Genomic DNA, 19,541 nt, shown 5'->3' on the forward strand with positions numbered 1-19,541 from the left:
GAGTCTTGGGCTTATAGAGTGCTGAACAGCGGAAAAATCCCCATCAGCAAAGCGGCGACCAGTATGCACATGCAAACCAGCACTGCCCACTTCAGGGTGAAACGCTGGTGATCACCGAAGTCGATACCGGCCAGGGCCACCAACAGGTAGGTCGATGGTACCAGCGGGCTCAGCAAGTGGACGGGCTGACCGACGATCGAGGCACGTGCCATTTCAACCGCGGTTATACCGTAATGACTGGCGGCTTCCGCAAGTACCGGTAACACGCCGTAATAAAATGCATCGTTCGACATGAAGAACGTGAACGGCATGCTCACCAGTGCAGTGATCACCGCCAGGTACGGACCGAGGAAGTCCGGGATGACCGACAACAGGCTTTTCGACATCGCATCGACCATGCCGGTGCCCGACAGGATGCCGGTGAAGATACCGGCCGCGAAGATCAAACCGACCACCGCCAGCACGCTACCGGCGTGGGCCGCGACGCGGTCCTTTTGCTGTTGCATGCACGGGTAGTTGACGATCATCGCGATACTGAACGCCACCATGAACAGCACCGGCAGCGGCAACAGACCGGCGACCAGGGTGCACATCAGGACCAGGGTCAGGGCGCCGTTGAACCAGATTAACTTCGGACGACGGGCATCCGGGAATTGCGAAACGCTGATTTCACTGTGGTCGATTTCCTCGCCCACCAGGTGCAGCTCACCCAGACGTGCACGCTCACGCATGCCGTAGAAGTAGGCAATCACGAGGATAGCCAGCACCCCGAAAGCCATCGCCGGAATCATGGGTACGAAGATGTCGGACGGGTCCACGTGCAGCGCACTGGCCGCACGAGCGGTCGGGCCGCCCCATGGCGTCATGTTCATCACGCCACCGGCGAGGATGATCAAGCCGGCCATGATCCGCGGGCTCATGCCGATACGGGCGTAGAGCGGCAACATGGCGGCCACGCAGATCATATAAGTGGTCGCGCCGTCCCCATCGAGGGAGACGACGAGCGCCAGTACGGCGGTGCCGACCGAAACTTTCAACGGGTCGCCCTTGACCAGTTTGAGGATCTTGCGCACGGCCGGGTCGAACAGGCCGGAATCGATCATCAGGGCGAAGTACAGAATGGCGAACATCAGCATCACACCGGTCGGTGCGAGCTTGGTGATGCCTTCGAGCATCATCGGGCCGATCTTCGGCGCAAAACCACCGAACAGCGCGAACAGGATCGGGATGATGATCAAAGCGATCAGCGCGGAAAGGCGCTTGGTCATGATCAGGAACATGAACGTGATGACCATGGCAAAGCCAAGGAAAGTCAGCATGGGAATACTCCAGGCATAGCGCGTCTAGGGAATGGGCGAACCGGGTGGGTCAGCGCAGAACGGGAAGCACGAGGCGTATGGGTGGAGTGACAGCGAAGTGGCGGGTAGTAGAGGACATCAGGATCACCATTGTTGTTGTTAAATGGGCTGTGCGAGCGATAAAACACTGGCATTGGCCGACCGGTCTGTTGCCGGTAGTGGGGGCGATCCTAATCGCGGAAGCTTTCAGCCAGCTTTCGCGGATGAAAGCATTGACCAGATGTGCAACCGGTCGTCGGACGGTTTGAAGTCCCTGAAAACAGGGCAGGAGGACAAAACATGGCCGAAATTCATACGGGCGGCTGCCACTGCGGACATCTGCGCTATCAATTCAGCGGGCCTTTGCACGACATCGCCCACTGTCATTGTTCGATTTGCAGACGAGTCAGCGGCGGGATCGTGACCACCTGGATCACCGTGCCCGCGTCAGCCTTTGAATGGGTGAAAGGAACGCCGGCGCAGTACGACTCTTCAACCACCTGCGTGCGGTATTTCTGCGGCAACTGTGGGGCGCAGCTGGCGCTGGTCACGCACCTGAGCCCGGACAGCATCGATGTGACCATCGCCACCCTCGATCATCCCGAGCACGCACCCGCCGAAAGGCATATCTGGACTGACAACCGACTGCCGTGGCTGCATCTGGATGAACATTTGCCCGGCGAAGCCGAGGAACAGTTGTAAACTGATCAAAAAATAGACAGATCCAGTGGCCGAATCGCACCCATCCAGATCGCATGCTCGGTGTGGTCGAGCAGATCGTCGCCGGTGTCCGGGTGCAGGAACACCACCAAGCCTTTGCGGTTGAGCGCAAGCCAGGGCAGCACGTCGCCGATGTATTGCGGCTCGAAGGCCAACTGGCAACTCCAGTCCGGGTGCGGGCCCACCGGCCGTTCATGGACGCGGCCCATCCTCACTGGAAACAGTTGCGCCGCCTGCTCACACAAGGCGCGCGCCTGAGGAAGGGTACTGGCGTCGAAGTAGACATGGGCGTGGTAGCCCTTGATCTGCTGCATTTGAAACCCTCTGAACCGAGTCGAACCGGCGTTGTTTCCCACAGGTCACACGCCATAGAGATAGGAAGAACGGAGCACGGCCATGAAAAATGCCGAAACCCCGGTGGTGAAAGTAGTGCTTTATGGTGCCATGAGTAGCCTGGGCAGTGCGCTGATGGCTGAAATGCTGCGGCGCCAACATGAAGTGATCGCGATTCTTGATGACCTGACGGCGCTCGCGCCGCGTCCGGGACTGCGGACCAAGACCGGTGACTTGTTCGACGCCAAGCGGGTCAAGCAGAGCGTCGCCGGGTGTTCGGCGGTGATCTGTCTGCTGGATGCACCCGGATTGCCGATGAACAGCGAGCACGTGGAAAAATCCATCGTGCCCGGCCCGGTCGAGCAAGTGCTGGCGGTGGATGCCCTGATCGATGGCATGCAGGCCTCAGGGATTGCCCGACTGTTTCTGGTCGGAGATTTCGAGGCACTGGACGATCCGGAGATAGAAGATCGACTGCAACGCCACGCCGCCGAAGAAATCCGCGAAGCCCTGCAAAGCAGCACCTTGCACTGGACGCTGGTGAATGCGCCGCGCGGGGTGCCAGGGTTGACCATCGAACATTTCAGCCACGTCAGCAGCAGCCTGGAGCCGGGCCTCGCCGAACCGCTTGGACGGTTGAGCCGGGTGGCCGTCGGGATTGCCGATGAGTTGCGGTTGAACCTGCATGTCGGCGAACACGTGACCTTTGTCGCGACCGAGGCTATACAGCAATAGACGGCAACGGCAGGCCGTTCAGCGATTGCGCACTGCTGGCCTGCTCAGCCATCAGCCAGTCCACAAACTGTTGAATCAGCGCTCCACGCCGTTTCCGCTGGGGCAGGACCACGTAGTAGCCGAGCCTGGAAATCACCGTTTCCGCAATCGGTCGGCACAACAAACCTTGCGCCAGCAAGTTATCCACAAGGTGCCGCCACCCAATCGCCACACCTTGACCGCCAATGGCCGCTTGAATCAACAGCGTGTAATTGTCGAAGCGCAATTGCCCTGGCGCCGGTGCCGAAGCGATCCCCAATTCCCGAAATACGCCGCTCCAGTCGAACCAGTTGCTGCTGTTCTCGCCGCGAAGGTGCAGCAGCGGGAACTCGAGCAATGACTGGGATGGCAAGGGCAGGGGACGATCCTTCAACAGCAGCGGACTGCACACTGGAAACACTTCTTCGCTGAACAGCCAATGGCTTTCGCCCTGTTTGAATCGGCCATCTCCAAACAACACCGCCACATCAATATCGGTGCGCAGCATGTTGAGGCTGCGTTCGCTGGTGACCAGGCTGACGTCCACTTGAGGATTGGCGGCATGGAAGCGGTGCAGGCGCGGCATCAGCCAATACGCGGCGAAAGCGAAATCGGTGGCGACCTGCAACACTTCATGTTGCTGCTGTGCGCTGATCGCGCTCAATCCTGCGTCGATATTCTGCAATCCGAGCTGAACCTGCTCAAACAGGATCGTCCCGGCCTCGGTCAGTTCGATGCCGCGATAGATCCGGTCGAACAGCCGCGTCCCGAGTTGTTCTTCCAACCGTTTGATCTGCTGGCTGATGGCCGGTTGCGTGGTGCCAAGCTCCACTGCAGCCGCCGTGAAGCTGCGCTGACGGGCCGCAGCTTCAAAGGCGCGAAGCAAATCCAGAGACAAATCACCAAGGGCGTCATACATAAGCTGTGCTTATCCTAGTCATTGCCGCGCATGGGCTTTACCACAAATTGCGTGGGCTACATGCTCGATTGCAGCACTCTCGCATAAATATTCACTATGGAATGCCGCGATCACATGAAGCGCAAGAATATTCTTTTCATCATGGCCGATCAGATGGCCGCGCCAATGTTGCCGTTCTACGGCCCTTCGCCCATCAAACTGCCGAATCTCAGCCGCCTCGCCGCCCAAGGCGTGGTGTTCGACGCCGCTTATTGCAACAGTCCATTGTGTGCGCCGTCGCGTTTTACCCTGGTCAGCGGTCAGTTGCCGAGCAAGATCGGCGCCTACGACAACGCGGCCGATTTCCCCGCCGATGTACCGACTTATGCCCACTACCTGCGTCGACTCGGCTACCGCACCGCGCTATCGGGCAAGATGCATTTTTGCGGCCCGGATCAGCTGCACGGCTATGAAGAACGCCTGACCAGCGACATCTACCCGGCCGATTACGGCTGGTCTGTGAACTGGGACGAGCCGGACGTGCGTCCAACCTGGTTTCACAACATGTCTTCGGTACTGCAGGCCGGACCGTGCGTACGCACCAATCAGCTGGATTTCGACGAAGAAGTGGTGTTCAAGGCCCAGCAGTATTTGTTCGATCACATCCGCGAGGATGGCGATCAGCCGTTCTGCCTGACCGTTTCGATGACTCACCCACACGACCCGTACACCATTCCCAAGGCCTTCTGGGATATGTACGACGACGCCGACATCCCGTTGCCTGAAACCCCGGCGCAGACCGAACTTGATCCGCATTCCCAGCGTTTACTCAAAGTGTATGACCTGTGGGACAAACCACTGCCTGTGGATAAGATTCGCGATGCACGCCGTGCGTACTTCGGTGCGTGCAGCTATATCGACAGCAACGTCGGCAAACTCCTGCAAACACTCGAGGAAACCGGCCTGATCGACGACACCATCATTGTGTTCTCCGGCGACCACGGCGACATGCTCGGCGAGCGTGGGCTCTGGTACAAAATGCACTGGTACGAAATGGCCGCCCGCGTACCGCTGTTGATCAGTGCGCCGGGGCAATTCGGCGCCGGCCGGGTCAGCGCGGCGGTGTCCACTGCCGATCTGTTGCCGACCTTCGTGGAACTGGCCGGCGGTTCGCTGGAGCCGGGGCTGCCGCTGGATGGCCGCTCACTGGTCTCGCACCTGCAAGGGCAGGGCGGTCATGACGAGGTCTTCGGCGAGTACATGGCTGAAGGCACTATCAGCCCGCTGATGATGATTCGCCGTGGCGCCTACAAATTCATCTACAGCGAAGACGACCCTTGCCTACTCTTCGACGTACACAACGACCCGCGCGAACTGGAAGAACTCAGCCAATCGCCACAACATCGGTCGATTTTCGATGAATTTCTCGCCGAAGCCCGGGCCAAATGGGATATCCCGGCGATCCACCAACAAGTGCTCGCCAGCCAACGGCGCCGACGTTTTGTCGCCGAGGCATTAACCATCGGCAAGCTGAAGAGCTGGGATCACCAGCCGCTGGTGGACGCCAGTCAGCAGTACATGCGCAACCACATCGACCTCGACGATCTGGAGCGTAAAGCACGTTATCCACAACCCTGCCAAAACCAATAATGTTAAGGGGAATGCCATGCGTAGGTTATCCACAGCAATGACGGTCGGGCTTCTGGCTCTGGGCAGTGCATCGGCGTATGCCGATCAGAGTTGCGAGACGGTGAAAATGGCCGACCCTGGCTGGAGCGACATTGCCGCCACCAACGCCATCACCGGGTTTCTGCTGGACGGCATGGGCTACAAGGCCAAGGTCGACACGCTTGCCGTGCCGATCACCTTTGGCGGCTTGAAAGATGGCCAGGTCGACGTGTTTCTCGGTAACTGGATGCCGGCACAACAGGGTTTCTACGACAAGTTCGTGGCCACCGGCGATGTCACGCAACTGGCGAAGAACCTCGACGGCACCGAATTCACCCTCGCGGTCCCGGATTACGTCTGGGACGCGGGTGTGCATAACTTTTCCGACCTGAACAAATACGCCGACAAGTTCGACAAGAAGATCTACGGCATCGGCTCCGGCGCTCCGGCCAACATCTCGTTGCAGGAAATTATCAAAAAGAACGACTTCGACATGGGCCAGTGGAAACTGGTCGAATCCAGCGAGCAGGCAATGCTGGCCGAAGTGTCGCGCGCGGTGAAAAAACAGAAGTTCGTGACCTTCCTCGGCTGGACCCCGCACCCGATGAACGTGCAGCTGAAAATGCATTACCTCAAGGGTGGCGAGAAGTACTTTGGCGATACCGGCAGCGTTCATACGCTGACCCGCAAAGGTTATGCACAGGCCTGCCCGAACGTCGGCAAACTGCTCACCAACCTGAGTTTCACCCAGGAAATGGAGAACAGCATCATGGCCGAGGTGGTGAACAAGAAGGTCAGCAATGCTGATGCGGCGAAGGCGTGGATCAAGGCTAATCCGGCGGTGCTGGATAAGTGGCTTGATGGGGTGAAGACAGTGGATGGGAAGGATGCGCTGGGGGCGGTGAAGGCGAAGCTTTGATCGGGTGATGCTGGATTCTGTGTCTGGTTCAGGATCGACCCCTCACCCTAACCCTCTCCCCAGAGGGTAGAGGGGACTGACCGAGGTGACAGTAAGGAATCCTGCGACCTGAATTACCGAGTCGAACACCAGATTTAATAACAACACAGATCGGCCCCCTTTCCCCCTCTCCCCCGTGGGGAGAGGGCTGGGGTGAGGGGTGGATTCATCTGACACCCCTCACAACCCTGCTACCCTTGCGCAAAATCCCACCCGAGAGGACCCATGGCCTTCCCAAGCCGCCATTCGCTCTTCCCCTTCCTCAGCTGGATGCCTCGGCAAACCCGCGCCAGCGTCGGTCGTGACCTGATTGTCGGTCTCAGTGGCGCGATTCTCGCGTTGCCGCAATCCATTGCCTACGCGCTGATCGCCGGTCTCCCACCTGAATACGGTCTGTATGCTGCGATTATCCCAGTGCTGATCGCCTGTCTCTGGGGTTCTTCGTGGCATTTGATCTGCGGTCCTACGGCGGCGATTTCTATCGTCTTGTACGCCAGCGTTAGTCCTCTGGCCGTTCCGGCGTCAGGGGACTACGTCACCCTGATCCTGTTGCTGACGCTGCTTGCCGGCATTTTCCAGTGGCTGCTCGGTTTGCTGCGCTTCGGCGCCTTGGTGAATTTCGTCTCGCACTCGGTGGTGCTGGGTTTCACCCTCGGCGCGGCGGTGGTGATTGCCATTGGCCAACTGCCGAATCTGTTGGGGCTGGAATTGCCCAACCAGGCAACAGCGCTGAACAGCTTGATGATGCTCTTCAGTCACCTCGGCGAAGTGGATAAACCGTCGCTAATGCTGGGCCTGGCGACGGTCGTCGTCGGCGTGATCCTGAAACTGCTCCTGCCGCGCTGGCCGACGCTATTGATCACCCTGGTGCTGAGCGGATTGCTGGTCTGGTTCTGGCCATCGATGTTCGGCCATGTGAAGTTGGTCAGCGCATTTGTCGGCCGACTGCCGCCCTTCAGCCCGCTGCCGCTGGATCTGGAGCTGATTCTGCGCTTGCTACCCAGCGCAGTGGCGGTGGGCATGCTAGGGCTAGTGACCAGCCTGTCGATTGCCCGATCCTTGTCGGCCCGCTCCCAGCAGTTGCTCGACGCCAACCAAGAGGTCCGCGCCCAGGGTTTATCGAACATGGTCGGTGCGTTTTTTTCCGGATCGCTGTCAGCCGGTTCCTTCACCCGCTCGGGCCTGAGCTACGAAGCGGGCGCCTGCTCGCCGATGGCCGGCGTTTTTTCGGCAGCGTGGGTGGCGCTGTTCGCCATCTTCGGCGCGAATTTGATCGCGCACATTCCGATCCCGGCCATGGCCGGCAGCATTCTGTTGATCGCCTGGGGGCTGGTGGATCATCGCGGCATTCGCGCATTGTTGCGCGTCAGCCGCGCCGAGTTCCTGGTCATGGCACTGACCTGTGTCGCCACGCTGCTGCTGGAATTGCAGACCGCGATCTACGCCGGGGTGTTGGCTTCGCTGTTCTTCTACCTCAAACGCACCTCGCAACCGCGGGTCCAGCATTGGCGGGATGGGGATGAAGACATTCTGCGGGTTGGCGGTTCGATCTTTTTTGGCGCCAGCCATTACCTGCAAGTACGCCTGCAGCGAATGCACGGCGCGCGCGTGGTGATCGAAGCGCAACAGATCAACTTCATCGACTATTCAGGCGTGGAGATGCTGCACCAGGAAGCGCGGCGGCTGCTGCGGCAGGATCGCAGCCTGACCCTGCGGCGCGCGCGGCCGCAGGTGGTGGAAGAGTTGCGGAAGCTGGAAGGGGCGGAGAAATGCCCGATCCGTTTCGAAGATTGAACACACACCCTGTAGGAGCATGGCTTGCCCGCGATTGAGGCGCCGCGCCGTATCAGGCACACCGCGTAATCGTTCATCGCGGGCAAGCCTTGCTCCTACAGGTTATATCGCGAGTTGACGGCGAAGTTCAGCCAGCACCGGCGCCGTATCCGGGCGCACGCCGCGCCACAGGAAGAACGCTTCTGCCGCTTGTTCAGCGAGCATCCCCAAGCCATCCATCGACACCGCCGCGCCATGTTCACTGGCCCAGCGACAGAACGAGGTCGGCTCCTTGCTATACATCATGTCGTAGCACACCGTTTTACCCGGCTCGATAAAACTGCTGGCAATCGGCGGTACATCCCCTGACAGACTGGCGGACGTCGCGTTGATGATCAGGTCCACCGACTCCTTCAACCAATCAAAACCACTGGCCGACACCGGCCCCAGGTCCGCGAACAATTCCGCCAACAGTTCGGCTTTTTCCACCGTGCGGTTGGCGATGATCACCGAGGCGGGTTGCTCGGCCAGCAACGGCTCCAGCGCACCGCGCACCGCGCCACCGGCACCGAGCAGCAGGATGCGTTTGCCTTTGAGGCTGAAACCAGCGTTGACCGTCAGGTCCCGCACCAGTCCGGCGCCATCGGTGTTGTCGCCCAGCAGGCTTCCATCAGCGAGTTTGCTCAAGGTGTTCACCGCACCGGCGCGTTGCGCCCGCGCCGTCAGACTGTTCGCCAGACGATAGGCCTCTTCCTTGAACGGCACCGTCACATTCGCCCCGCGACCTTCGAGGAAAAACGTCCGGGCGCAGGTGGAAAAATCGTCAAGGGGCGCCAGCAACGTGCTGTAGTCCAGTTTTTGAGCCGTCTGCTCGGCGAACAGACGGTGGATCAGCGGCGACTTGCTGTGGCCAATCGGGTTACCGAATACGACGTAACGGTCCATCAGAATTCCTCGTTCAGGCCTTGGCCAACCAATCGCGGTCTTGCAGGAAGTATTCGGTCAGCCGCGCTTCTTCGCTGCCCGGCTCGGCTTTCCAATCGTAACTCCAGCGAACTTGCGGCGGCAGGGACATCAGGATCGACTCGGTACGCCCACCCGATTGCAGACCGAACAGCGTGCCGCGGTCGTAGACCAGGTTGAATTCAACGTAGCGCCCACGGCGGAATTCCTGGAATTCACGCTGTTTGGCGGTAAACGCATCGTTTTTGCGGCGCTGCACGATCGGCAGATAGGCGTCGATGAACGCGTCACCGATGGCACGCATGAAGGCGAAACTGGTGTCGAAGTCCCACTCGTTCAAGTCATCAAAGAACAGGCCGCCGATGCCGCGCGGCTCGTGGCGATGCTTGATGTGGAAGTAGCTGTCGCACCAGGCCTTGTAGCGCGAGTAAACGTCCGGACCGAACGGCGCGCAGGCCTGCTCGGCGACGCGGTGCCAATGCACGCAGTCTTCTTCATTGCCGTAGTAAGGGGTCAGGTCGAAGCCACCGCCGAACCACCAGACCGGTTCTTCGCCTTCTTTTTCAGCGATGAAAAAGCGCACGTTGGCGTGGGACGTCGGCACATGCGGGTTGTGCGGGTGAATGACCAAAGACACGCCAAGGGCTTCGAAGCCACGGCCGGCCAACTCTGGCCGATGGGCGCTGGCGGACGGTGGGAGGCCGCTGCCGAAGACGTGGGAAAAGTTGACGCCGCCCTTTTCGATGACAGCACCATTTTCGATCACCCGGGTGCGACCGCCACCACCGGCAGGCCGGGTCCAGGCGTCTTCGACGAACTGCGTGCCGCCGTCTTCAGCTTCGAGGGCCGCGCAAATGCGGTCTTGCAGGTCGAGCAGGTAGGCTTTTACGGCCTCGGTGCGGGTCGTCATGTCATCACCTTGAATCGGGCAAAGCTACGCGGCGCTCCATGGGAGCGGGGCCGGCGCAAATGGGCGCGTAGCATAACATCGCAGATGGGCCTGCCGCAGTTGACGAAGATCAAGCATGGGAGTTCGATAGGGAGCTTCGCGCTACAACTCCAGTAGCCAAGACCTAAGGAGAGTTCTGATGGCTAAGCGTATCCAGTTCCGCGCCCATGGCGGCCCCGAAGTGCTCGAATATGTCGATTACCAACCCGCTGAGCCCGGCCCGCAGCAAGTTCGCGTCACCAATAAGGCCATCGGCCTGAATTTCATCGACACCTATTACCGCAGCGGTCTCTATGCACCGCCGGCCCTGCCATCGGGTGTGGGCTCGGAAGGCGCGGGCGTGGTCGAGGCAGTGGGCAGTGAAGTCACCCGGTTCAAAGTGGGTGATCGCGTGGCATACGGCAGCGGTCCATTGGGCGCTTACAGCGATGTTCACGTGTTGCCGGAGGCCAATCTGGTGCACCTGCCGGACGCGATCAGCTTCGAACAGGCCGCCGGCGTGATGCTCAAGGGCCTGACCGTGCAGTACCTGTTGCGTCAGACCTATGAACTCAAGGGTGGCGAAACCATCCTGTTTCACGCTGCCGCGGGTGGCGTCGGCTCCCTGGCTTGCCAATGGGCCAAGGCCTTGGGGGTGAAGTTGATCGGCACGGTCAGCTCACCGGAGAAAGCTGCACTGGCCAAGGCCAACGGCGCTTGGGCGACCATCGATTACAGCCATGAAAACGTCGCACAGCGCGTACTGGAATTGACTGACGGGAAAAAAGTCCCGGTGGTGTACGACGGCGTAGGCAAGGACACTTGGCTGACTTCGCTGGATAGCGCGTCGCCTCGCGGACTGGTGGTGAGCTTCGGCAATGCGTCGGGCGCGGTAGACGGGGTGAACCTGGGGATTCTGTCGGCGAAGGGTTCGTTGTACGTGACCCGGCCAACCCTGGCGACTTACGCCAACAACGCTGAAAACCTGCAGCGTATGGCGGATGAACTGTTCGAGATGATCATCAGCGGCAAACTGAAAGTGGACATTAGCCAGACGTATCCATTGGCCGAAGCGGCGAAGGCGCAGACCGAGTTGTCGGCGCGACGTACAACTGGCTCGACTGTTTTGTTGCCTTGAAGACGCCATCGCGGGCAAGCCTTGCTCCTACAGGGGATCGCATACTACCTGTAGGAGCAAGGCTTGCCCGCGATGAACGATGACGCGGTCTCAATCCGGGCGGATGACGTTGCCCGTCGCCAGATCGCGAATCACGCTCGGATTCTTGCGCCCACCCAGATTCCCACCCAACACGTAATCCACCTGCCCACGGAAATACTGCTCGACGCGAATCCGCGTCCGCGCCGCCGGTTGGCCCTGCGGGTTGGCCGACGTTGAAACCAACGGCCCGACCACCGCGCACAAATCCCGCACCAATGGGTGATCGCTGACCCGCAATGCCACCGTTTCATGCACACCGGTAATCCACTGCGGCAACATATTCTGATGCGGCACCAGCCAGGTGTTCGGCCCTGGCCAGGTGCTGGCCATGCGATCCATCCACAATTCAGGAAAGTCTTCGAAGAGGAAGTCGAACTGGCGAATATTGTCGGCCACCAGAATCAACCCTTTTTCCACCGACCGCCCCTTGATCGCCAGCAGACGATAGACCGCCTCTTCGTCCCACGGGTCGCAACCCAGGCCCCAGACCGCTTCGGTTGGGTAGGCAATCACCGCGCCTGCGCGAATGGCTCGTGCGGCTTGTTGCACACGCCAACTGTTGACCATGAAAAACTCTCCGGAATAAGGCTCTGCGCAGTTTACCGATCTTCCTTATAAAACCTAGCTCACCCGCGCAAACCAACGCCCGCTTTCGCAGACCGCCCGGCCGTCCATTTCCAGCTCCGTCAGCGCTGCCAGCACTTTGGGCAAGGCCCAGCCGCTGGAGGCGGACAACGCTTCACTGGTGTGGGGCGCGGCATGCAGCAGCATGAGCAACGGATGTGTCACTGATGGTGTCGCTGTGGATAACGGCAACTGCTGCCAGCCGCGCAACGCTTCGAGGATATGCTCGATGGTTTCCACCAGCACCGCACCGTCGCGGATCAGCTGATGACAACCCTTTGCGCCCGGGTGATGAATCGATCCGGGAATCGCATACACCTCACGCCCTTGTTCCGCCGCCAGCCTCGCGGTGATCAATGAACCGCTGGCGACACTCGCCTCAACCACCAGCACGCCCAGGGATAAACCGCTGATGATCCGATTGCGCCGGGGGAAGTTACTGGCGGTCGGTCCGGCATCCAGCGGGAACTCCGAAAGCACTGCACTGCCCGAGGCGATCATGGCGTCTGCCAGCCGTCGATTGCGCTGTGGATAAAACTTTTCAAGTCCCGTGCCAAGTACACCTACCGTTCGCCCGCCCACGTCCAAAGCGGCTTGATGGGCGGCGGCATCAATGCCCAGCGCCAGACCGCTGGTAATGACAAACCCGGCGCCGGCCAGACTGCGGGAAAAGGCGGCGGCGGTGTCCATACCCGGCCGTGAAGCGCGACGGCTGCCGACCATCGCCAGTTGCGGTTTTTCCAGAATGCCGGGATCGCCTGCTACGAATAACAGTGGCGGCGCATCACTGATTTCCGCCAACAGTGCCGGATAGTCAGGTTGGTCCCACATCAGTAAATGCTGGCCCGGACGCTCTAACCAGGCCAATGCATGGCTCGCGCCATCACGGATTTCACTGGAGCGCCTGGCCTCCGCGCAAGCGAGGGGCAAACCCAACGAACGCCAGGCACTGGCCGGCGCGCTGATAGCCTTGGACGCCGAGCCGAAGGCCTCAAGCAATTTCTTGAATCGCACAGGACCGAGTTCCGGCAGGCGATGCAAACGTAAACGAGCTTCCAGTTCCGCAGGGGAAACCGGTGCAAAAGCAGACAGCGACATGGATCATCCTTGATCGTTATGAGCCCCGTTCAAACGGGAATAAGCTGTGGATAACTCTGTTGGTAACTTGTGGAGCCTGTTAAGGATTTCGCACCTTGTCCAGCACCGCCAGGGAGCGTGATGCGTAGAGCACCAGCCCGTAACTGAGCTTGTCATAGGTGCGGAAAACCATCAGCAGACCGGCGCGCTCATCCGGGATTTTCAGTGGCTGACCGGTGATCCGGTCACGCACGGTTTCACCGGTTTTCAACACCACCAACACGTTGCCTTCGACCAAGCCATCGCGCTGGCCCTTGTTCAGCGTGACCACATCCATCGCGCCAATTTGGGTAACCCCGCGCGGCACGTCGATGATCAACCCGTTGACCTGGGTTTTTGGCGCACTGGGCATGAAGGTCGAATTGATGGAGCGCTCTTCACCGCTGAACAAGCGGTCGCCGATGCGGACTTCCTGGGTGGTGCGTTGCAGCGCCAGGGTGGCAACGTCGCCTTCGGTGGCCACAATCTCGCCACCGCCGATGTCGTCGGCATTGATCCCCAAAAATTCTTTACTGACAGGATCGATGTAGACCTTGCCCTGACGGAAGATGCCGTAAACCGGTTGAGCCGGGTCGAAATGGCCGCGAGCGAAGATTCGGTCACCGGTGCCACTGAGCACGCGTTCGGCATCGCCGGCGACGATATAAGGCGCCTTGTCGAAGTCCTCGGCCTTGTCGACGATGCGGTTGCTCAGCAGAAAGCTGTTGATCGATTGCAGCGGAATGCTTGGGATCGCATCGGCAACCGGGCTGCTGCGCACGCGTGGCGACAGCTTGATGGTGCCCCTGGAAGCGCCGCGATTGAGGGTCAGGCGTGGCTGCCCATTGACGTAGACCAGCGACAGCGAGTCGCCGGGATAGATGAGATTGGGGTTTTCGATCTGTGGATTGGCCTGCCAGAGCTCCGGCCATTTCCACGGCTCACGAAGGAATTTCCCCGATATGTCCCAGAGTGTGTCACCGGATTCCACGGTGTATTGCTGTGGAAAACCTTCCTTGAGTTGCACTTGCCCGTGCGCCAAACCGGCCGAGGCCAGAAGGAGCAAGGCGAGTAGTGATTTCCTCATGCGGTGAATCCCTTTATTATGTGCATTCGCGTAGAACGCCAGAGCCCTCGTGGCTCGCTCCTGACTCTTCAGCAAAAAGAGAAGGAAGCTACGTTTTACAACGGTAGCCTGCATCTTCGGACCCGCCAGGCCATCGACCCGACATTACCTCACATGTGCAGCAATTGAGCTTATGGCCATTTTAGACATCCTCGAATTCCCCGATTCGCGCCTGCGCACTATCGCCAAACCAGTGGCCGTAGTGGACGACGAAGTGCGTCAGTTGGTCGATGATATGTTTGAAACAATGTATGAAGCGCCAGGCATCGGCCTCGCCGCGACCCAGGTCAACGTGCACAAACGTATCGTCGTGATGGACCTCTCCGAAGACCGCAGCGAACCGCGGGTGTTCATCAACCCCGAGTTCGAAACCCTGACCGACGAGATGGAGCAATACCAGGAAGGCTGCCTCTCGGTGCCGGGCTTCTACGAAAACGTCGATCGCCCACAGAAGGTCAAGGTCAAGGCCCTGGACCGCGACGGCCAGCCTTACGAACTGATCGCCGAAGGCCTGCTCGCCGTGTGCATCCAGCATGAATGCGACCACCTGAATGGCAAATTGTTCGTCGACTACCTGTCCAATCTCAAACGCGACCGAATCAAGAAGAAACTGGAAAAGCTCCATCGCCAGAACGCTTGATGCCCTCCTTTCAAAGGCTTGCTGCGGCAAGCCTTTTTCTTTTGCGAGACCTTTTGAATGACTGAGCCACTGCGCATCGTCTTTGCCGGCACCCCGGAATTCGCCGCCGAACACCTCAAGGCCCTGCTCGACAGCCCTTACGAGATCGTCGCGGTCTACACTCAACCGGACCGTCCGGCGGGTCGCGGGCAAAAGTTGATGCCTAGTCCGGTCAAGCAGTTGGCTCTGGAAAACAACATCCCGGTGCTGCAACCGCCAACCCTGCGCAACGAAGACGCTCAGGCTGAACTGGCTGCGCTCAAGCCGGACTTGCTGGTGGTGGTCGCCTACGGCCTGATCCTGCCGCAAGTGGTGCTGGATATTCCGCGTTTGGGCTGCATCAACAGCCACGCCTCCTTGCTGCCACGCTGGCGCGGTGCGGCGCCGATCCAGCGCGCCGTCGAAGCGGGCGACAGCGAAAGCGGCGTGACTGTCATGCGCATGGAACTGGGCCTCGACACCGGGCCAATGCTGCTCAAAGTCACCACCCCGATCACCGGTGAAGACACCGGCGGCAGCCTCCACGACCGTCTGGCGGAAATGGGTCCGCCAGCGGTAATTCAGGCGATTGCCGGCCTCGCTGCCGGGACGCTGGAAGGCGACGTGCAGGACGACAGCCTCGCCACTTATGCTCACAAATTGAACAAAGATGAAGCGCGCATCGACTGGAGCCGCCCGGCGGTTGAGCTGGAACGCCTGGTTCGCGCCTTCAATCCGTGGCCGATCTGCCACAGCACGCTGAATGGCGAAGCATTGAAAGTGCTGGCCGCCAGCCTCGCTGAAGGGCAGGGCGCTCCCGGTGAAATCCTCAGCGCCAGCAAGGACGGTTTGATCGTCGCTTGCGGTGAGCAAGCCCTGTGTCTGACTCGTCTGCAATTGCCCGGCGGCAAGGCGCTGAACTTCAGCGACTTGTTCAACAGCCGTCGTGAGAAATTCGCCGTCGGCACCGTCCTCGGTCAAGCGGCGGCCGCTCAATGAATCCACGTCTGGCCGCCGCCAAGGCACTTGCTGCTGTTCTTAACGGAAAAGCCTCACTCAACAGTTCCCTGCCGACACAGATGGATAAGGTCGAAGACCGCGACCGCGGCTTCACCCAGGACCTGGCGTTCGGCACCGCGCGCTGGCAGCCGCGTCTGTCGGCGCTGGCGGCCAAGTTGCTGCAGAAGCCGTTCAAGGCAGCCGACGCTGATGTCGAAGCGCTGTTGCTGGTCGGTCTCTACCAGTTGCTCTACACACGGGTTCCGGCCCATGCCGCCATCGGTGAAACCGTGGGTTGCGCCGATAAGCTGAAAAAGCCCTGGGCCAAGGCCTTGCTCAATGCCGTGCTGCGCCGCGCCCAGCGTGAAAGCGAAGCGCTGCTAGCGGAGCTGGAGCACGATCCAGTGGTGCGCACTGCCCACCCGCGCTGGCTGCAAAAATCCCTGAAAGCCTTCTGGCCTGAACAATGGGAAGCCATTTGCGCGGCGAACAACGCGCATCCGCCGATGATCCTGCGGGTCAACCGTCGTCATCACAGCCGTGATGCTTATCTCGGGTTGCTGACCGACGCCGGCATCGCCGCCACGCCGTGTGTTTACAGTCAGGACGGCATCATTCTCGACGCCGCTTCCGACGTGCGCAGCTTGCCGGGTTTCGCCGAAGGCTGGATCAGCGTGCAGGACGAAGCCGCGCAACTGGCCGCCGATCTGCTCGACCTGGCACCGGGCCAACGGGTGCTGGACGCCTGCTGCGCACCGGGCGGCAAGACCTGCCACATCCTTGAAGCCGAGCCGGCACTCGCCGGCGTGGTCGCGGTGGACCTGGAAGCCAAGCGTCTGGTGCGCGTGCGCGAGAACCTCGCACGCCTGGGCCTGAGCGCCGAACTGATCGCCGCCGACGGCCGCGACACCGCGACCTGGTGGGACGGCAAACCGTTCCAGCGCATTCTGCTCGACGCGCCGTGCTCGGCCACCGGTGTGATTCGTCGTCACCCGGACATCAAGCTGACTCGCCAACCTGACGACATCGCCGCACTCGCAGTTCTCCAGGGCGAACTGCTCGATGCCATGTGGATAACTTTGGAGGTCGGCGGCATCCTGCTTTACGCCACCTGCTCCACGCTGCCGACCGAGAACACCGAAGTCATCGAAGCCTTCCTCGCCCGCACGCCGGGCGCCCGTGAACTGGACCTCGCGACTCAAGCCGGTATCAAGCAACCTCACGGTCGCCAATTGCTGGCCCAGGAAGGCGGCCACGACGGGTTCTACTACGCCAAGCTAATCAAGATCGCCGCCGCGCGCGGTTAAACGGATTCAATGGAGTGACTGGATGAAAATCATCATCCTCGGCGCAGGGCAGGTCGGCGGTTCGCTGGCAGAACACTTGGCCAGCGAGGCCAACGACATCACCGTGGTCGACACCGACGGCGAACGCCTGCGCGACCTTGGCGATCGGCTGGACATCCGCACCGTGCAGGGCCGTGGCTCGCTGCCGACGGTGCTGCGTCAGGCTGGCGCGGACGACGCCGACATGCTGGTGGCGGTGACCAACAGCGACGAAACCAACATGGTTGCCTGCCAGGTTGCCCACACCCTGTTTCACACCCCGACCAAAATTGCCCGGGTTCGCGAAGCGGCCTACCTGACTCGCTCCGAGCTGTTCGATAACGAAGCGATCCCAGTGGACGTGCTGATCAGCCCGGAGCAAGTGGTCACCAATTACATCAAGCGCCTGATCCAGCATCCGGGCGCGTTGCAGGTGATCGACTTCGCCGAAGGCAAAGCCCAATTGGTGGCGGTCAAGGCGTACTACGGCGGCCCGCTGGTGGGCCAGCAACTGCGTCAGTTGCGCGAACACATGCCGAATGTAGAAACCCGTGTGGCGGCGATTTTCCGTCGTGATCGGCCGATCCTGCCGCAGGGCGATACGGTGATCGAGGCCGACGACGAAGTCTTTTTCATCGCCGCCAAGGCGAATATTCGCGCCGTGATGAGCGAAATGCGCCGTCTCGACGAGAGCTACAAGCGCATCGTCATCGCTGGCGGCGGGCAGATCGGTGAACGTCTGGCCGAGGCCATCGAAAGCCGTTATCAAGTGAAGATCATCGAGATGAACCCGGCGCGCTGCCGTCATCTCTCGGACACCCTCGATAGCACTGTGGTGTTGCAGGGCAGTGCGTCCGACCGCGACTTGCTGATGGAAGAGAACATCGCCGACGCCGACCTTTTCCTGGCCCTGACCAACGACGACGAAGCCAACATCATGTCTTCGCTGCTGGCCAAGCGCCTGGGTGCGAAGAAGGTAATGACCATCATCAACAACCCGGCGTACGTTGACCTGATCCAGGGCGGCGATATCGACATCGCCATCAGCCCGCAATTGGCAACCATCGGCACCTTACTGGCCCACGTGCGCCGCGGCGATATCGTCAGCGTGCACTCATTGCGCCGGGGCGCGGCGGAAGCCATCGAAGCGATTGCCCACGGTGATGAGAAGTCGAGTAAGGTCATCGGCAAGGCCATTGAGAACATCGGCCTGCCGCCGGGCACCACTATTGGCGCAATCATCCGCGACGAAGAGGTGATCATTGCCCACGACGACACCGTGATTGCGGCGGGCGACCATGTGATTCTGTTCCTTGTGGATAAGAAGCATATTCGGGATGTGGAAAAGCTGTTCCATGTGGGATTGAGCTTCTTCTGATCCGGATTCTGTTGTGACGGGGAAGGCCTCATCGCGGGCAAGCCTTGCTCCTACAGGATTTTTGTCGTTCGGATGTTTTGTGTACGACGCGGACCTGTAGGAGCAAGGCTTGCCCGCGATGGCGATCTGGAAACCACCCATCACTCACAGGAAATACCAATGCTCGAATCCCTGGAAAAAATGCTCGCCAAGGGTGTGGATAACTCATTGCTGCGCTTCGGCCTGGGCAAGGGCTATCTGGATCTTGGGGAATACGCCAAGGCCGCTGAGCATTTCCAGCGTTGCGTCGAATTCGATCCGAAGTATTCGGCAGCCTGGAAGCTATTGGGCAAAGCCCAGCTGGGGCTGGAGGATTTCGCGTCCGCACGTCAGGCGTGGGAACAGGGTCTGGAAGCCGCTCGCGCCCATGGCGACAAGCAGGCCGAGAAGGAAATGACCGTGTTTCTGAAGAAGCTTGAGCGTCAGGCTCACTGATCAGAGGTATCGCAGGCCAATGCCCTCGGCATCCACCAGCACCACTTCCATGCGCACCCGCGGCGCGCCTGTGGGTAAGTCCTGCACCTGACCGTAAACCACCGCGCCCTTGGGCAACGCCGACAAGCCCGGATGCTTGACGTAGACGCCTGTCGTCGACAGGTTACGCGTCTGGCCCAGGCATTCGCCGAAGCTGTGGTGGCTGATCTTGATGCGAAACGATTTGCGGTGTTCGGACATCTTCTGCGCCCTTTATTGAACGGTTGTGGATAACCCTGGCCCCTGGGTTAC

At 60.3% G+C, this 19,541-nt stretch carries 20 protein-coding genes; 11 read left to right on the top strand and 9 right to left on the bottom strand.

Annotation, left to right across the window (positions count from 1 at the left end; genetic code table 11):
- Positions 1–11 precede the first annotated feature (11 nt).
- On the bottom strand, positions 12–1,319 hold the full coding sequence (locus PMI27_RS14040) for a CitMHS family transporter (RefSeq protein ID WP_008155646.1): 1,308 nt from the start codon (positions 1,317–1,319) through the stop codon (positions 12–14).
- A gap of 318 nt (positions 1,320–1,637) precedes the next feature.
- On the opposite strand from PMI27_RS14040, the gene PMI27_RS14035 reads away from it, so the two are divergent.
- A complete protein-coding gene (locus PMI27_RS14035) occupies positions 1,638–2,039 on the top strand; it encodes a GFA family protein (protein ID WP_008155649.1) in 402 nt (133 codons plus the stop codon).
- A 5-nt stretch (positions 2,040–2,044) separates the two neighbouring features.
- Here PMI27_RS14035 and PMI27_RS14030 read toward each other — a convergent pair whose 3' ends face one another.
- Positions 2,045–2,371 carry a DOPA 4,5-dioxygenase family protein gene (locus PMI27_RS14030; protein WP_008155651.1) on the bottom strand — a complete coding sequence of 109 codons (327 nt, stop codon included), beginning with the start codon at positions 2,369–2,371 and terminating at the stop codon, positions 2,045–2,047.
- Between the two features lie 82 nt (positions 2,372–2,453).
- Here PMI27_RS14030 and PMI27_RS14025 point away from each other — a divergent pair, with 82 nt between their 5' ends.
- The gene (locus tag PMI27_RS14025; RefSeq protein WP_008155653.1) at positions 2,454–3,125 is read left to right on the top strand and encodes an NAD(P)-dependent oxidoreductase; all 672 of its coding nucleotides are present in this window, start codon (positions 2,454–2,456) and stop codon (positions 3,123–3,125) included.
- Here the strand turns inward: PMI27_RS14025 and PMI27_RS14020 are convergent.
- Positions 3,112–4,062: a choline sulfate utilization transcriptional regulator gene (locus PMI27_RS14020; RefSeq protein ID WP_008155654.1), complete on the bottom strand. Its 951-nt coding sequence runs from the start codon at positions 4,060–4,062 to the stop codon at positions 3,112–3,114. The two genes, PMI27_RS14025 and PMI27_RS14020, sit on opposite strands and share 14 nt — an antisense overlap.
- Before the next feature lie 114 nt (positions 4,063–4,176).
- Here PMI27_RS14020 and betC point away from each other — a divergent pair, with 114 nt between their 5' ends.
- The 3 genes from betC (at position 4,177) to PMI27_RS14005 (ending at position 8,461) form a co-directional block, all read left to right on the top strand.
- The gene (gene betC, locus PMI27_RS14015) at positions 4,177–5,691 is read left to right on the top strand and encodes a choline-sulfatase (RefSeq protein ID WP_008155656.1); all 1,515 of its coding nucleotides are present in this window, start codon (positions 4,177–4,179) and stop codon (positions 5,689–5,691) included.
- Between the two features lie 16 nt (positions 5,692–5,707).
- Complete coding sequence (gene choX / locus PMI27_RS14010; RefSeq protein WP_008155658.1) at positions 5,708–6,628, top strand: choline ABC transporter substrate-binding protein; 921 nt, start codon at positions 5,708–5,710, stop codon at positions 6,626–6,628.
- Positions 6,629–6,892: 264 nt separating this feature from the next.
- Complete coding sequence (locus PMI27_RS14005; protein ID WP_008155660.1) at positions 6,893–8,461, top strand: SulP family inorganic anion transporter; 1,569 nt, start codon at positions 6,893–6,895, stop codon at positions 8,459–8,461.
- A 102-nt stretch (positions 8,462–8,563) separates the two neighbouring features.
- On the opposite strand, the gene aroE is transcribed toward PMI27_RS14005, so the two are convergent.
- Together aroE and hemF are read right to left on the bottom strand one after the other, a co-directional pair.
- Positions 8,564–9,385, bottom strand: a complete 822-nt coding sequence (gene aroE, locus PMI27_RS14000; RefSeq protein ID WP_008155663.1) for a shikimate dehydrogenase — start codon at positions 9,383–9,385, stop codon at positions 8,564–8,566.
- A gap of 13 nt (positions 9,386–9,398) precedes the next feature.
- On the bottom strand, positions 9,399–10,313 hold the full coding sequence (hemF, locus tag PMI27_RS13995; protein WP_008155665.1) for an oxygen-dependent coproporphyrinogen oxidase: 915 nt from the start codon (positions 10,311–10,313) through the stop codon (positions 9,399–9,401).
- A gap of 178 nt (positions 10,314–10,491) precedes the next feature.
- On the opposite strand from hemF, the gene PMI27_RS13990 reads away from it, so the two are divergent.
- Complete coding sequence (locus tag PMI27_RS13990; RefSeq protein WP_008155667.1) at positions 10,492–11,469, top strand: NADPH:quinone reductase; 978 nt, start codon at positions 10,492–10,494, stop codon at positions 11,467–11,469.
- 90 nt (positions 11,470–11,559) lie between these two features.
- Here the strand turns inward: PMI27_RS13990 and PMI27_RS13985 are convergent, their stop codons facing one another.
- From PMI27_RS13985 to PMI27_RS13975, 3 genes are all read right to left on the bottom strand, one after another.
- Entirely contained in the window at positions 11,560–12,117 is a 558-nt protein-coding gene (locus PMI27_RS13985) for an L-threonylcarbamoyladenylate synthase (RefSeq protein ID WP_008155669.1), read from the bottom strand.
- Positions 12,118–12,171: 54 nt separating this feature from the next.
- On the bottom strand, positions 12,172–13,272 hold the full coding sequence (gene dprA, locus PMI27_RS13980; protein ID WP_008155672.1) for a DNA-processing protein DprA: 1,101 nt from the start codon (positions 13,270–13,272) through the stop codon (positions 12,172–12,174).
- 79 nt (positions 13,273–13,351) lie between these two features.
- Entirely contained in the window at positions 13,352–14,377 is a 1,026-nt protein-coding gene (locus PMI27_RS13975; RefSeq protein ID WP_008155674.1) for a LysM peptidoglycan-binding domain-containing protein, read from the bottom strand.
- A gap of 172 nt (positions 14,378–14,549) precedes the next feature.
- Here PMI27_RS13975 and def point away from each other — a divergent pair, with 172 nt between their 5' ends.
- The 5 genes from def (at position 14,550) to PMI27_RS13950 (ending at position 19,250) form a co-directional block, all read left to right on the top strand.
- Positions 14,550–15,056: a peptide deformylase gene (def, locus tag PMI27_RS13970; RefSeq protein ID WP_008155676.1), complete on the top strand. Its 507-nt coding sequence runs from the start codon at positions 14,550–14,552 to the stop codon at positions 15,054–15,056.
- A 57-nt stretch (positions 15,057–15,113) separates the two neighbouring features.
- Positions 15,114–16,073, top strand: a complete 960-nt coding sequence (gene fmt / locus PMI27_RS13965; protein ID WP_008155678.1) for a methionyl-tRNA formyltransferase — start codon at positions 15,114–15,116, stop codon at positions 16,071–16,073.
- Positions 16,070–17,380, top strand: a complete 1,311-nt coding sequence (gene rsmB / locus PMI27_RS13960; RefSeq protein ID WP_008155681.1) for a 16S rRNA (cytosine(967)-C(5))-methyltransferase RsmB — start codon at positions 16,070–16,072, stop codon at positions 17,378–17,380. Before fmt ends, rsmB begins: the two co-directional genes overlap by 4 nt.
- Positions 17,381–17,402: 22 nt before the next feature.
- A complete protein-coding gene (gene trkA / locus PMI27_RS13955) occupies positions 17,403–18,776 on the top strand; it encodes a Trk system potassium transporter TrkA (protein ID WP_008155683.1) in 1,374 nt (457 codons plus the stop codon).
- A gap of 159 nt (positions 18,777–18,935) precedes the next feature.
- The gene (locus tag PMI27_RS13950; RefSeq protein ID WP_008155685.1) at positions 18,936–19,250 is read left to right on the top strand and encodes a tetratricopeptide repeat protein; all 315 of its coding nucleotides are present in this window, start codon (positions 18,936–18,938) and stop codon (positions 19,248–19,250) included.
- Here the strand turns inward: PMI27_RS13950 and PMI27_RS13945 are convergent, their stop codons facing one another.
- Positions 19,251–19,490 carry a PilZ domain-containing protein gene (locus tag PMI27_RS13945; protein ID WP_008155688.1) on the bottom strand — a complete coding sequence of 80 codons (240 nt, stop codon included), beginning with the start codon at positions 19,488–19,490 and terminating at the stop codon, positions 19,251–19,253.
- Positions 19,491–19,541: the final 51 nt, after the last annotated feature.

It is taken from the genome of Pseudomonas sp. GM41(2012) (assembly GCF_000282315.2).
GTDB lineage: Bacteria > Pseudomonadota > Gammaproteobacteria > Pseudomonadales > Pseudomonadaceae > Aquipseudomonas.